At 67.1% G+C, this 13,141-nt stretch carries 13 protein-coding genes; 6 read left to right on the top strand and 7 right to left on the bottom strand.

What is annotated here, in order from left to right:
- Positions 1-93: 93 nt before the first annotated feature.
- Together ACZ5IQ_RS15875 and ACZ5IQ_RS15870 are read left to right on the top strand one after the other, a co-directional pair.
- Positions 94-828: a cutinase family protein gene (locus ACZ5IQ_RS15875; protein ID WP_061001318.1), complete on the top strand. Its 735-nt coding sequence runs from the start codon at positions 94-96 to the stop codon at positions 826-828.
- Positions 825-1,490: an alpha/beta fold hydrolase gene (locus tag ACZ5IQ_RS15870; RefSeq protein ID WP_409431622.1), complete on the top strand. Its 666-nt coding sequence runs from the start codon at positions 825-827 to the stop codon at positions 1,488-1,490. The genes ACZ5IQ_RS15875 and ACZ5IQ_RS15870 overlap by 4 nt, the downstream gene beginning before the upstream one ends.
- Positions 1,491-1,499: 9 nt before the next feature.
- Here ACZ5IQ_RS15870 and ACZ5IQ_RS15865 read toward each other — a convergent pair whose 3' ends face one another.
- Both ACZ5IQ_RS15865 and ACZ5IQ_RS15860 read right to left on the bottom strand, forming a co-directional pair.
- On the bottom strand, positions 1,500-2,726 hold the full coding sequence (locus ACZ5IQ_RS15865) for an RNA polymerase sigma factor (RefSeq protein WP_061001320.1): 1,227 nt from the start codon (positions 2,724-2,726) through the stop codon (positions 1,500-1,502).
- 8 nt (positions 2,727-2,734) lie between these two features.
- Positions 2,735-3,088 carry a YciI family protein gene (locus ACZ5IQ_RS15860; protein WP_061001321.1) on the bottom strand — a complete coding sequence of 118 codons (354 nt, stop codon included), beginning with the start codon at positions 3,086-3,088 and terminating at the stop codon, positions 2,735-2,737.
- 130 nt (positions 3,089-3,218) lie between these two features.
- On the opposite strand from ACZ5IQ_RS15860, the gene ACZ5IQ_RS15855 reads away from it, so the two are divergent.
- The gene (locus tag ACZ5IQ_RS15855) at positions 3,219-3,701 is read left to right on the top strand and encodes a DinB family protein (protein WP_082761984.1); all 483 of its coding nucleotides are present in this window, start codon (positions 3,219-3,221) and stop codon (positions 3,699-3,701) included.
- 8 nt (positions 3,702-3,709) lie between these two features.
- Here ACZ5IQ_RS15855 and ACZ5IQ_RS15850 read toward each other — a convergent pair whose 3' ends face one another.
- Entirely contained in the window at positions 3,710-5,887 is a 2,178-nt protein-coding gene (locus tag ACZ5IQ_RS15850) for a glutamine synthetase III family protein (RefSeq protein WP_061001322.1), read from the bottom strand.
- Between the two features lie 95 nt (positions 5,888-5,982).
- Positions 5,983-6,762, bottom strand: a complete 780-nt coding sequence (locus tag ACZ5IQ_RS15845; protein WP_464480019.1) for an alpha/beta fold hydrolase — start codon at positions 6,760-6,762, stop codon at positions 5,983-5,985.
- 89 nt (positions 6,763-6,851) lie between these two features.
- On the opposite strand from ACZ5IQ_RS15845, the gene ACZ5IQ_RS15840 reads away from it, so the two are divergent.
- Positions 6,852-8,618 (top strand): GNAT family N-acetyltransferase, encoded by a 1,767-nt coding sequence (locus ACZ5IQ_RS15840; protein WP_061001324.1) that lies wholly within the window; start codon positions 6,852-6,854, stop codon positions 8,616-8,618.
- 8 nt (positions 8,619-8,626) lie between these two features.
- Here the strand turns inward: ACZ5IQ_RS15840 and ACZ5IQ_RS15835 are convergent, their stop codons facing one another.
- The 3 genes from ACZ5IQ_RS15835 to ACZ5IQ_RS15825 all read right to left on the bottom strand — a co-directional run bounded on the left by ACZ5IQ_RS15835 (position 8,627) and on the right by ACZ5IQ_RS15825 (position 11,466).
- Positions 8,627-9,811, bottom strand: coding sequence for an MFS transporter (locus ACZ5IQ_RS15835; protein ID WP_409431623.1), 1,185 nt, complete (start codon positions 9,809-9,811; stop codon positions 8,627-8,629).
- 61 nt (positions 9,812-9,872) lie between these two features.
- Positions 9,873-10,328: a DUF1942 domain-containing protein gene (locus ACZ5IQ_RS15830; protein ID WP_061001326.1), complete on the bottom strand. Its 456-nt coding sequence runs from the start codon at positions 10,326-10,328 to the stop codon at positions 9,873-9,875.
- 649 nt (positions 10,329-10,977) lie between these two features.
- Complete coding sequence (locus ACZ5IQ_RS15825) at positions 10,978-11,466, bottom strand: Hsp20/alpha crystallin family protein (RefSeq protein ID WP_234785450.1); 489 nt, start codon at positions 11,464-11,466, stop codon at positions 10,978-10,980.
- Positions 11,467-11,714: 248 nt separating this feature from the next.
- Between ACZ5IQ_RS15825 and ACZ5IQ_RS15820 the strand changes: the two genes are divergently transcribed.
- A complete protein-coding gene (locus ACZ5IQ_RS15820) occupies positions 11,715-12,143 on the top strand; it encodes a cellulose-binding domain-containing protein (RefSeq protein ID WP_061001328.1) in 429 nt (142 codons plus the stop codon).
- Between the two features lie 15 nt (positions 12,144-12,158).
- Complete coding sequence (locus ACZ5IQ_RS15815; protein ID WP_061001329.1) at positions 12,159-13,133, top strand: hypothetical protein; 975 nt, start codon at positions 12,159-12,161, stop codon at positions 13,131-13,133.
- Positions 13,134-13,141 lie beyond the last annotated feature (8 nt).

The raw sequence follows: 13,141 nt of genomic DNA, 5'->3' as shown, positions 1-13,141 counted from the left end.
GCGAATTCTTGGCAGATTCCTGCGGATGGCGGCTATCGCCGCCATCCGCTGTGTGTCAGCATGGAAAAGCCGGTCGTAGTAGCTGGAGCTGATATGGACGTCATCAAGCTGTTCCAAGCCAAGCGGTTACCCCATCTCGCCGGGGTCGCCACGGTCGTCGTATCCGCTTTTGTGAGTGCCCCGGCGCCGCCGGTGTCCGCCGATCCGTGCCCCGACGTCGAGGTGGTGTTCGCCCGCGGCACCAGCGAACCACCGGGTGTCGGGATGGCCGGCCGCGCGCTCGTCGACGCGCTGCAGGCACAGGCAGGGAACAAGTCGATCGCGGTGTATCCGGTCAACTATGCGGCCAGCAGCGACTTCGGCAACCGACTGGACTTCGTGCAGAGCGTCGTGGACGGCGTCAAGGATGCCGCCACGCACGTCGAGGCCACCGCGGCGAACTGCCCGAAGACCAGGATCGTCCTCGGTGGATATTCCCAGGGCGCGGTGGTGTCGGGATTCACGACCGCGAACGCGCTCCCGAAGGAGATCCCGGCGGATTTGGCGGAGTACACCTGGTACGCACCCAAGCCGATGCCGCCGGCGATCGCGAACCATGTTGCGGCGCTTGTGCTGTTCGGGAAGCCTTCGCCCGAGTTCATGACGGACATCGGCGCGCCACCGATCGCCATCGGTCCTGCCTATGTCGCCAAGACGATCGAGTTGTGCGTGCCCGACGACACCATCTGCAACGGGGCGCCCGCCGGTGGACCGTCGTTCGCCCACATCACCTACGGGTCGAACGGAATGGCCGACCAGGCCGCGACTTTCGTCGTCAGCAGGCTGTGACCGCGTTCCTGCTCGTTCCGGGCGGCGGTTGCGATCCGTCCTACTGGCGATTTGTGTTGCGCGAGTTGGCTGTTCGCGGGCATCGCGGCATCGCGGTCGACCTGCCGTGCGCCGATGACTCGGCCGACCTGAACGTGTATGCCGACGTGGTCGCGGCACACTCACGCGCCGACGGCGAACCGCCTGTGGTCGTGGCCCATTCGTTCGGCGGCTTTACCGGAGCGCTGGCCTGCCCGCGGGTCGGCGCGGCAGAGTTGATCTACGTCTCGGCGATGATTCCCCAGCCGGGTGAATGCCCCGGCGATTGGTGGAGCGCAACCGGATGTGTTGCCGCGCAACGGGAAGCGGCTGCCGCGGGTGGTTACGACGCCGATGACGCCGTTGCGCTGTACTACAACGGTGTAGACCCCGCGGTGATCGCCGCGGAGATCGAACGCCCACAGTCGGAGACCCCGGCGCTGAAACCGTGGCCGGCACAGGCACTTCCGCAGGTTCCGACGCGGTTCCTGCTGTTCCGCGACGACCGGTTCTTCCCCGAGCGGTTCATGCGGCGCGTCGTCGCGGACCGTCTCGGGATCGAACCCGAGGTCATGCCCGGCGGCCACATGGCAATGCTGTCGCATCCGGTCGAGTTCGTCGACCTGCTGACGATCCCGCGCTGACAGTTGAGGTCAATCGTGCAAGGCGTCACGCGCCCGGCACAGGTAAGCCTCTTCGATGGGGTTCGCGGTCAGACGGGCGGCTCTGTCGTAGGCCTCCGCCGCCTCGGCTGTGCGGCCCAGGCGAGACAGCAGTGCCGCCCGGACCGCGTGGTAGACGTGATAGTCCGCGAGGGCGAGCGCGTCCACCAGGTTTAGTGCCGTCTGCGGATCCTGCGCCTCGGCGACCGCCACGGCGCGATTGAGGGCGACGACGGGTGTGGGGGCGATCGCCATCAGCTGGTCGTACAGCGCCAGAATCTGGCACCAGTCGGTCGCGGCGGCGGTCGGCGCGGCACTGTGCACGGCGTTGATGGCGGCCTGGATCTGGTACGGCCCGGGCTGGTTCCGACGCAGGCAGCGGCGGACCAGGGCCTGCCCCTCGGCGATGAAACCGCGGTCCCACCGGCGGCGATCCTGATCGGCCAGCAGAACCAGACTTCCGTCGGCAGCTGTGCGCGCCGGGCGTCGCGCGTCGGTCAGCAGCATCAGCGCGAGCAGCCCCCACACTTCGGGCTCGTCCGGCATCAGCTCGGCCAACAATCGGCCGAGCCGAACCGCCTCGCCGGTGAGATCGGCCCGCATGAGATCGTCGCCCGAACTGGCGGTGTGGCCCTCGTTGAAGATCAGGTACACCACGGCGAGCACGCCGTGCACGCGCTCGGGTAGGTCGCTGTCGTGCGGTACCCGGTAGGGGATACGCGCATCGCGAATCTTGCGCTTGGCGCGGACCACCCTTTGCGCGACAGTGCTTTCCGAGATGAGGAAGGCGCGGGCGATCTCCTTGGTCGACAGGCCGCCCAGCAATCGGAGCGTCAGCGCGACCCGCGCGTCGAGGGCGAGTGCCGGGTGACAACACGTGAAGATCAGGCGTAGCCGGTCGTCGTGCACGGGGCCTTCTTCGGGTTGCTCGTCATCGGCTGCGGGATAGAGCAGTGCCGCCTGCGCGTGTCGCTCACCGCGAGCGGATTCCCGGCGAAACCGGTCGACGATCGTGTGCGCGGCGGTGGTGATGATCCATCCGGCAGGGCTCGGCGGCAGGCCGGCCTGCGGCCAGCGATCCACCGCTTTGGTGAACGCGTCCTGGACCGCCTCCTCGGCGAGGTCGATGTCACCGAATCGGCGGACCAGGACAGCCACCGCACGCCCGTACTCCCGCCGGAACACCTCGGCGATCTCTGCGGGCGGCAGCTGCGACACGGTTTCGGTCAGCCCCTCAGATCGCCCCGGAATGGTCGCACCTCGATGGGTAGCAGCCGCACGGCTTCTGCCTGCCTGCGCGCCCAGCCCAGCGCGGCATCCAGATCGGGCACGTCGATGATGGTGAAGCCGCCCAGATGCTCCTTGCCCTCGGCGTACGGGCCGTCCGTCGTCAGGACCGCGCCGTCGCTGACCCGCACCACCGTCGACGCATCGGGATTGTGCAGACCCCCGGAGAACACCCACACGCCCGCGGCTCTCATGTCGTGCTCGACCGCGTCCAGCGCATCCATGATCGGTCCCAGCACCTCGGGCGGCGGCGGATCGCCGACCGGCTGATGCATGGCAAGTAGGTAGTGCATACCGTCACTCCTCGATCTGGGGGCGGCCGGTGCCACCCCTCACCTTCTACACGAACGACCACCCCGGATTTCGACAGATCCGGGATTACCCTCGGGAAGCGTGACTTCCGTGCAGCGGCCGGTGCCGCCCATGAATGCCGACGAGCGCACCACACTCGAAGGTTGGCTGGACTTCTACCGCGCGACGTTGGCGTCGAAATGTGACGGCCTCGACGAAGATCAGTTGCGCACCGCCTCCGCGCCGCCATCTGAGCTGACCCTGCTTGGGCTGCTGCGGCACGCCGCGGAGGTGGAGCGCAACTGGTTTCGCCGGGTGCTCGCCGGTGAGCAGGCACCACCGATCTTCGGGCCGACGGATCATCCCGAGGGGCACGACGGCGGCTTCGAGCTGTCGTCGGAGTCGTCGTACCCGCTCGCATTACGGATCTGGCAGGACGAGGTCGCCCATGCGCGTGCCAACTGCGCGGTACGTCGGCTGGATGACGTCAGCCCGTTCATGGGCAGCGAGGTGAGTCTGCGCTGGATCTACACGCACATGATCGCGGAGTACGCCCGCCACTGCGGGCACGCCGACATCGTCCGCGAACGGATCGATGGCGCCACTGGCGTCTGAGTCGCCGGTCAGAGGACGTAGAGCATCTCCTGGTACGTCGGCAACGGCCACAGGTCGTCGGCCACCACAGTTTCCAGCGTGTCGGCCGCGGCACGGATCGCGTCCATGGCGGGCAACAGCGCGACTTGCGCGTGCTTGGCCTCGTCATAGGCGGTCGCTGCCGAATGATCCGTCAGCGCCGTCTTGAGTGCTGCCAGCGCGTCACTGAGGGCGCTGATCGGCTCCGAGATCGACTGCAGCAGAGTCAAACTCGGTGTCATGCCGGCTGCGGTCAATGCCGCGACGTTCTGCGCGAGCTCGGTTTGGTAGCGCACAGCGGCCGGCAGGATGATGGTGGAACCGATCTCGAGCGCCAGCTTCGCCTCGACGCCGATCGTCAGGGCATATTGCTCCAGGCGCACCTCGTAACGGCTGTGCAACTCCCGCTCGTTGAACACGCCGTACTTCTCGAAGACCGCGATCGCCTCGGGCGTGATGAGTTCGGGGATGGCATCGAGCGTGGTCTTGAGGTTCGGCAGCCCGCGCGCAGCGGCCTCCGCCTGCCAGTTCTCCGAGTAGCCGTCGCCGTTGAAGACCACGGCGCCGTGCTCGGTGACGATGTCGGTCAGCAGCTTCTGCACCGCGGAGTCGAACTCCTCACCGTCGGCGACTGCCTTTTCCAGAACGGTTGCGCAGTAGTCCAGCGAGTCGGCCATGATGGTGTTCAGGACGATCATCGGCACCGCGACCGTCTGACCCGAGCCCGGCGCCCGGAACTCGAATCTGTTGCCGGTGAATGCGAACGGACTGGTGCGGTTACGGTCACCTGGGTCGGTGGGCAGCACCGGCAGGGTGTCGACACCGATGATCATGCTGCCCTTGCCCTTTGACGATGTCGCCGCGCCCTTGGCAATCTGCTCGAAGACGTCGGCGAGCTGATCACCCAGGAAGATCGAGATGATCGCCGGCGGTGCCTCATTGGCACCCAAGCGGTGGTCATTCGTCGCCGACGCGACCGAAACCCGCAGGAGGCCAGCGTATTTGTGCACCGCGCGGATGACGGCCGCACAGAACACCAGGAACTGCGCGTTCTCGTGGGGCGTGTCACCCGGCACCAACAACGAGCCCAACTCGGCGTTGCCGACCGAGAAGTTGACGTGCTTGCCCGACCCGTTCACCCCGGCGAACGGCTTTTCATGGAACAGGCATTCCATGCCGTGCTTCTTGGCGATGGTCTTGAACACCGTCATCAGCAACTGCTGGTGGTCGGAAGCGATGTTGGCCCGCTCGAACATCGGGGCCACCTCGAACTGTCCGGGGGCGACCTCGTTGTGGCGGGTCTTGGCAGGAATGCCGAGTTTGAACAGCTCCCGCTCGGTGTCCATCATGAACCCCAGCACCCGGTCGGGCACGGCACCGAAATAGTGATCGTCGAACTCTTGCCCCTTGGGCGGTTTGGCGCCGAATAGGGTACGACCGGCGTTGATCAGGTCGGGCCGGGCGAGGAAGAAGTGCCGGTCGACCAGGAAGTACTCCTGCTCAGGACCGCAGAACGAGACGATCTTCTCCAGATCCTTGTGGCCGAACAACGTCAAGATCCGCTCGGCGTGGATGCCCATGGCCTGCTGGCTGCGCAGCAGCGGCGTCTTGTAGTCCAGCGCCTCGCCGGTCATCGACACGAAAACCGTTGGGATACAGAGGGTGTTGCCGTTCGGGTTCTCCAGGATGTACGCCGGGCTGGTCACGTCCCAGCCGGTGTACCCGCGGGCCTCGAACGTCGACCGCAGGCCGCCGGACGGGAAACTCGACGCGTCGGGCTCGCCCTGCACCAGGGTCTTGCCGGCGAACTCGGCCAGTGCCTGCCCGTCGGAGACCGGTTCGAGGAAGCTGTCGTGCTTCTCGGCGGTCAGGCCCGTCATCGGATAGAACACGTGCGCATAGTGCGTCGCGCCCTTCTCCAGCGCCCAGTCCTTCATCGCGGCCGCGACGGCATCGGCGACTGTCGGATCGAGCTTGGCGCCCTTCTCGATGGTCGCCACCACCGACTTGTAGATCGCCTTGGGCAGGCGGGCCTGCATCTCGGCCTTGGTGAAAACGTTCGTCCCGAAGATCTCGCCGGGCGCTTCAGCAGGGTCGAAGGTGTACGCCGGAGGCGTATAGGCCTGGACGCCCGCGATCGCGCGCAAGCGGGTGGCGTTTCCGCTCAATGGAATTCCTCTCCCCACGTGAATGACCGCTTCACCCTAGGGACGCCTCATGGCGGCAGTGTTACGTCGATGTCAAAGGCGACGTTCAATACCCGTCAGACCCGGCGGCCGACGTCCTGGCTCAGAATCTTGGGCCAGGTCTCGACGTCCTCCGGGGTGTGCGCGAACGTCAGGGTCGACCGCGGCATCAGTGCGGCAAGCGCTTCCGCGGTCGAGGCGGGATGGGCCGGGTCGTCGATCCAGGCCAGGATCGTCGTCGGCACGTCGATCCGCGCGATGGCTTCCGGCGCCGGCAGGTCACTGAGCGCGGCGCCGCGAAACAGCGACGGCAGCAGGGCGTCGGCGACGTCGGGCACCGTTTCGGGCGCACCCACGGTCGCCGGCGGCCGGGCCGCGCCACGAGAGGCCGCGATGAACGCGCCGACGCCCTCGGTCTCGATGAGCGTGGCCGCGGCCTCGTAGTGCGCGGCCTGCGCGCGCCGGGTCTCCCACGCGGTGGCCGGCACCATCAAGGTCAATCCCGTGAACCGTTCTGGTTCGCGGCACGCCGCATGCAACAGCGTCCCTGTACCCATCGACGGCCCGACCCCGTGCACCGGTTCGCCGGGAAACCACCGGTCGAGCAGGTTCAACAGGTCAGCGGCGAGCTGTTCCCACCGGTAGTCCGCGGGGACTTTCCGGCCCGTCGACTTGCCGTGGCCACGCGCGTCGTAGCGCAGCAGCCGCGTCCCGCTGAGCCCCCGGCCGAGGTCGAGATTGAGCACCCGATCGCGCGCACGGCTGGAGGTGAGTCCGTGGAGTTGGACAACCGGGTGGCCACCTTCGTCGCTCAGTTCAACCGCAAGCTCGGCTCCGGGAACTGCGAAAGTAGGCATCAGGCAACTCTTTCCGTAACCGATCGCCTCGTCGTGGCGTCGACCTGCTGACCGAGCATTCAGGCTAACCGGGGCGCTAGGGTACCGCCATGCGGCTCACGAACGTCTCGCACCTCCGCCTGCCGTTCGGGCGTCTGTGGGGCTACGACGTCGCGGTGTCCGCGCCGGGTCGGTGTTTGCCGGTGTCCTTTGACCAGCGGATTCACGTGGCGGCAGGGGCCCGGCCGGGTTCGTGGATGGCGTTGTCCATCCGTCTGCCCGCGCGGGTGAGCCGGGAAGCCCTGGCCGACGCCTGGCTGGCGGTGGTGGCCCGCCACAACACGCTGCGGACCGCATTCTCCGTAGGGCCGGACGGCGATCCGCAACTGCACGAGATCGAAGTCGGTCCCGGCGGCTGGGTCGAGCATGAGATTGCTGCCGGCCAGGCGGTGAATGACGCCCTGCGTGGTGTCCTGGATGCCGCGTGCTCGCCGTATCAGCAGCCCTCACACCGGTTGTGTCTGTTGGAAACGGCGGCAGCACTGACCGTGGTGATAGCCGCCGACCACAGTCACGTCGACATGTGGTCGATGCTGGTGATTGCCCGGGACCTGCTGGCGCTACTCGGCGGTGCGGGCTTCGGCCGTGCTGCTGCGCTGCCGCCGGCGCCCGCATTCGTCGAACACACCCAGGCGCTGCTCGACCGTCCCGCGGCACCGGACCACGTCCGGCAGACCTGGGCGCGCGTCATCGCCGACAGCGGAGGGGTGATGCCGCGATTCCCGCTGCCGCTGGGCGAACCCGAGTTGGGGCCGGAACGCGTCGAGGTCCGGGACGTGTTCGACGTCGACGCCGGTGCGGCGTTCGCCGTGCAGGCCCGCAACGACGGGGTGTCGACGCTGGCGCTGGCGGTGGCCGCGATGACGGCCGTGACCCGGGAGCTGGCGGACGCGCCGCTTCGCGCCGTTTTCCCGGTGCACAGTCGCTTCGACACCACCTGGCACGACTCGGTGGGTTGGTTCATCACCAATTCGGTACTGGAGTCGACGGTCGCCGAGCCACGTGCCGCGGCCAACGCCGTCAAGGAGGCAGTGCAACTCGGTTCCTGGCCGCTGGCGGACGTGCTGTCCCCATGGGGCGGCATGCCGATGTCCCCGGGCATGTTCGCGATCTCGTGGCTGGACCTGCGGCGCCTTCCGGTCCGCATCGATGACGTCGGCCTGGACGCCCAGTACGTGAGCGCCGCCATCCAGACCGACGGGGTCATGCTGTGGTTCATCCTGGACGAGTCGGGTTTGCATCTGCGGTGTCGCTATCCCGACACCCATGAGGCGCGCACGAATGTCGGGGCATGGCTGGACCTCTTGGTGACGCGCCTGCAGGCGCAGGCGCGGACGTCGGTTCGGGGACTGCTGCAAGTGGGGGACCGCAGTTTCCGGGTGGAACGGGCGGCCCGTGACGACGTCGCGTCGATCGTCGCGCTGCTGTCCGACGACGAATTCGGTCCGGATCGGGAAACCGCCGACCTCGAAGACTACGAGGCGGCCTATGACGTCCTCGTTCGTGACCATGCCAACTACCTCGGGGTGGTTCGCAACTGTTCCGACGTGATCGTCGCCACCGTCCAGTTGACCGTGATTCCGGGTCTCTCCCGCGGTGGCTCGACCCGGCTGCAGATAGAAGGACTGCGGGTCACCGCTGCCGAGCGCCGAAAGGGTCTGGGTACAGCCCTGGTGCAGTGGTCGCACGAGTACGGCCGGGCGCACGGTGCACGGCTGGCGCAGGTGGCCACCGACGAAGCGCGCGAACAGGCCCGGGCGTTCTATGACCGACTCGGGTACCACGCCGCGCACGTCGGCCTCAAACGCACCATCTGAGTCGGCGCTCACGACCCGCGGGAAGCACGGGCCACAGTGAGCAGTCCAGCGACGAGAAGCGCTGCGCCACAGGCACTGACCGTCGCCGGCCAACCGAATGAGATCACCGCTGCCGCGCCGAACGCCGTCCCGAGGCTGCCACCTACGAAGTAGACGAGCATGTACGCGCTGTTGAAGCGGGCAGGCGCGGACGGATCGATCGCCAAGATGGTGGCCTGATTCGCTACCTGCGCCGCGAACAGACCGGCATCGAACACGGCGAGAGCGGCCATGGTCGCCCAGGGACTGCTCAAACCGACGGCAAGCACCGGACAGGCGGCGGCCGCGACCGCGAGGCCCACCAGGATCACCGGCCGGAAACCCAATCGGTCCGTGTACACGCCGGCAACGCGCGTCGCGAAGATCCCGGCAATCCCGGCCAGGGCGTAGAGGCCGATCTGCTTGGCAGACAACAAGTACGGCTCTTGCGACAACGCGACGGCGATTCCCGACCAGACCGCACAGAACGCGAAGAACCACAGGGACCCGCGCAGGGCGCCACGGCGCAGCACCCGGCAGCGCAGGAAGAGCCCGGGCACCGACGCCAGTTCGGTGAGGTAGTTCCGCTCGAGTGTGCCGACCGCTGTCGGCAGGAACAACAAGCAGGCACCGGCGACGCCTATGGTGACCGCGGCGACAGTGAGAAGCATTGCGTGCCAGCCGATCACGTCGGTCAGCCAACCGCCGGCAATCCGGCCGGCCAGGATTCCCGCCGAGATGCCGGCGGTGACGATCCCCAGAATGGTCGCGCGCCGACGCTCGGGCGCGAACCGTCCGACAACGGAACTCAGACCCGCACCCACAGAGGAACAGGCACCGGTCACCAGCAGTCCCACACCGAGCAGCCACACGGTGTCAGCGACGGTGGTCAACGCCAGCGCGCCGCCGAGCGCCAGGAATTGCAGTGCGACCACCCAGCGGGGCGAGAACCTGTCCACCAGCGGGACCAGCAGGGCGAGTCCCAGCAGATAGCCGACCGGCCCGCAGGCCAGCGCAGCCCCCACGGCCGCCGGACCGGAATCGAGCGACCGCGCGATGTCAGCGATGGCCGGCTGCAGCGGGTAGATGGTCGCGGTCCCCAAGGCGGCGGCCAGCGACATGAAAAGGACTGTGGTGCCGGTTATTACCGGGTCTCTATGTGCGGTTGTGGTCACGCGTCGACGTTATTGGCGGCGTCGCGTGCAGCGCTGGCGGAAATCCGCCATCGCAGTCGGCTCAGCTCTTCCAGACCACCTTGTCGGTGCCGCCGGCATCGCGGTACACGACGCTGTCGGGCGCGGTTCCGTTACGGACGTCGAAGTAGATTCGACCCGTCGTGTAGCTGCCCGGAGCGATCGGCTGGTTGGGCAGGCCGCCGGCCTCGTTGCCCTTCATGTCCGCATATGTCGAGCTGTTGACAGCGCGCGCGTTGAAATCGGAGATGTTCGGCGTCGGAGCGCCGCTCACGGCGCGTGCTGTCACGTCCGAGTACCAGATGCCGTCGTTGTGGCCACTGGGCTGCAGGTTGATGACGGTGTACTCGATCGCCCCACCGGGGCTGGGAATCTCCGCGCGCTGGCCGAACATCACCGCCGTCGGGTCGGCGATGGCCGGGGTCGCCGTCAGGATTCCGGCTGCCGCGATACCGACAGCGGCTGTCATCGTTTTCGATGCGATCTGCGAGAACGCCACGTGAAGCTCCTTCCGTGATGCTCCTGTTTTCAGGAGTCAGCTGTCATTGGTCCTTCTGAAGGGGTATCCAGAGGTGCCCACGACGAAACGGAGGGGCGTGAAGACCGGGCCTGCCGCCGGGGGGCGTTGCCTAGATTGGGCATCGGCGCCTCTGCCTGAAGGGCGCCCACGGTGTGGCCCCGGCGGCGTACGGCCCAGCCTTGGTGGCGGAGGTACCAAGCGGCTGCGGCTTCCGGAGGACTGCGCTGTACCGGCGTCATGCAGCGCACCGGCCCGCGCCGTGGTCGCCGAGATGTGTATTCCAAAGACCGACCAGCGCACCGGGGCTCGTGTAGGGCACACCCGATCGCCGGTGGCGTCGGTTGCTGACGGCAAGGAGCTTCGGCGGCGCAGAAGATGGCGTCGACTTCGGCGATCAGCGCTATCACCATCGTGGGGTCGTCCACACCCAGAGACTGGGCCAGCTCTTCTGGCGCGCTGGTGTCAGGCGCCGCCGGCGCCGCAATCATGCTGTACTGCATCACTTTTCACCTCCTCGCACCGTCGGCATGGCACCGACCATTCAAGAATGTGTCGCGACGAATTCGGTTGCCGGGTGCCGGTGCCGAGCGGGACAGCGTCCCGGCCCGGCACCGGCACTTCGACTCGGTCAGGCGTGCACCGGCTCCTTCTTGTTCGAGGTGTCGGTGACAGGGCTGCCGTCTTCGGTGATCACTCGATTCTCATCGATCGCCTTGGCGTTGCCGCCTCTGCTCACGGTGATCTTGCGGGGCTTGGCCTTCTCGGCCACCGGGATCACGAGCTGAAGGACGCCGTCGCGGTATTCCGCGGTGATCCTGCCGGTGTCAAGGTTGTTGCCCAGCACCAGTTGTCGAGAGAAGACGCCGCGCGGCCGTTCGGCGGCCAGCATTTCGCGTGACGAATCCACAGGCGCCCGTTCGGCGCGCACAGTCACCACATTGTTCTCGATGTCGAGATCGAGCGAGTCGGTGTTGATGCCGGGCAGGTCGAACTCGACGTGGAACTCATCACCGTCGCGCCAGGCGTCCATGGGCATCGCGGCCGGCCGGGCTGCGGTGCCGAGAACCTCTTGGGTGAAGCGATCCAGCTGTCGGAACGGGTCAGTACGCAGCAGCATCGTGGCCACCTCCATCTGTCCTTTCTCTTATGCCATCTATGCGCTTCCAGCTCGATTATCTGTATCGGCTGGCATAGATTTGTTTTAGCACTCGACGCCGGTGAGTGCAAGCAAGTGGAGGCAGAATTTTTGGAGCGCCAAGCGGGACCGGGAGACGGTCTCGCGATGGTTGCAATCGCGCAAAGGTACGGCAGCGCACCTGCGGCGCGATGGAGGACGCGCGCGGGGGAGCCTTAGTCTGGGCTGCGATGACTGGACCGGACTCCCGTGTGAAGCGCTGCCGCGCAGCGCTTCACCTCGTCGTGTCCGCGCTGACGGTCATCGTCCTCGGACTCGCCGGCAGTCCGGTGGCGCACGCGGCCGCGGCCGGGGCGCGGTTCGTGGTGCAACACACCTGGCAGGACGGCTTCATCGCGCGCTTCGTTGTCACCAACTACAGCACCGTGCCGATGGCAGATTGGAAGATCGAGTTCGACATGCCGATGGGCCAGTCGATCTCGCACGCGTGGAGCAGCACCTTCACCCAGTACGGCACGCACTATGTGATCAGCCCCGCCAGCTGGAACCGCGTGATTCCACCCGGGGGCACCGCCAACGGTGGCATTCGCGGCGTGCTGAGCGGCACCTACACACCACCGTCGAATTGTGTGCTCAACGGCCAGGTCTACTGCTCCTAGCGTGATGGCGGCCTGATGACGAGCGAAGCCCTGACGGACTGGCTGCTGGACTCGGACCCGGCGCTGCGCTGGCAGGTCGAGCGCGATCTTCTCGGTGCCCCGGCCACGGTATGGGAGGCAACCCGGTCACGGATCGCGACCGAGGGCTTCGGCGCACGTCTGCTCGCGCTGCAGGACGCAGACGTGCGGTGGGCCGGGGGCGCGTTCTTCCCGGCGGACTACGACTTCGACGACCCCGATGGCACAGAGGATGGCCAGCCGTGGACAGCCACGACGTGGACGTTGAATGCACTGCGCGAGTGGGGACTTGACGCATCGGTGTTGCGGGATCGCCGCACCGCCGAATTGCTCGACGAGTACTGCCGCTGGGAGTACGACGACCTGCCCTACTGGTCCGGTGAGGTGGACTGCTGCATCAACGCCTGGACCCTGGCCAACGGCGTGTGGCTCGGCGCGAACGTCGACGGCCTCGCCGCCTGGTTTCTCGAGCATCAGCTGCCGGACGGTGGCTGGAACTGCGACTGGGTCGAAGGTTCGACGCGCTCCTCGTTCCATTCGACGCTCAACTCGCTGAAAGGACTGCTGGCGTTCGAGGCTGCCACCGGGGGAGAGGCCGAGATCAGCGCAGCGCGCCGGCGCGGGGAAGAGTACCTCCTCGAACGCCGGTTGCTCTACCGGCTGACGACGAATCAGCCAGTGGGGCAATGGATCAACGATTTCAGCTATCCGATGCGCTGGTCCTACAGCGCACTCAACGCGGGTGAGTACTTTCGGCGCGCGGCACTGCACGATGACATCGGGCGGGACCCTCGGATGAGCGCGGCGATCGACATCGTGCGAGCCGCCCGGCAGTCGGACGGCACCTGGCTGCAGACGGGCCGCCGGCCGGGGCGGGTGTGGTTCGAAGTCGATGTGCCGGCGGGGCAGCCGTCGAAGTGGCTCACCCTGTACGGGGCGCGGCTACTCGACTGGTGGGACAGCGCGGCATAGCCGCGTCA

This window comes from Mycobacterium toneyamaense, from assembly GCF_055384815.1.
The sequence above is the reverse complement of the archived record's forward strand: the minus strand, read 5'-3'. Positions and strand labels throughout refer to the sequence as shown.

Coding starts and splice junctions, on each gene's coding strand:
- ACZ5IQ_RS15815 (WP_061001329.1), top strand. CDS start 12,159: ATGACGAGCGAAGCCCTGACGGACTGGCTGCTGGACTCGGACCCGGCG.
- ACZ5IQ_RS15875 (WP_061001318.1), top strand. CDS start 94: ATGGACGTCATCAAGCTGTTCCAAGCCAAGCGGTTACCCCATCTCGCC.
- ACZ5IQ_RS15825 (WP_234785450.1), bottom strand. CDS start 11,466: ATGCTGCTGCGTACTGACCCGTTCCGACAGCTGGATCGCTTCACCCAA.
- ACZ5IQ_RS15845 (WP_464480019.1), bottom strand. CDS start 6,762: ATGCCTACTTTCGCAGTTCCCGGAGCCGAGCTTGCGGTTGAACTGAGC.
- ACZ5IQ_RS15860 (WP_061001321.1), bottom strand. CDS start 3,088: ATGCACTACCTACTTGCCATGCATCAGCCGGTCGGCGATCCGCCGCCG.
- ACZ5IQ_RS15840 (WP_061001324.1), top strand. CDS start 6,852: ATGCGGCTCACGAACGTCTCGCACCTCCGCCTGCCGTTCGGGCGTCTG.
- ACZ5IQ_RS15820 (WP_061001328.1), top strand. CDS start 11,715: ATGACTGGACCGGACTCCCGTGTGAAGCGCTGCCGCGCAGCGCTTCAC.
- ACZ5IQ_RS15855 (WP_082761984.1), top strand. CDS start 3,219: ATGAATGCCGACGAGCGCACCACACTCGAAGGTTGGCTGGACTTCTAC.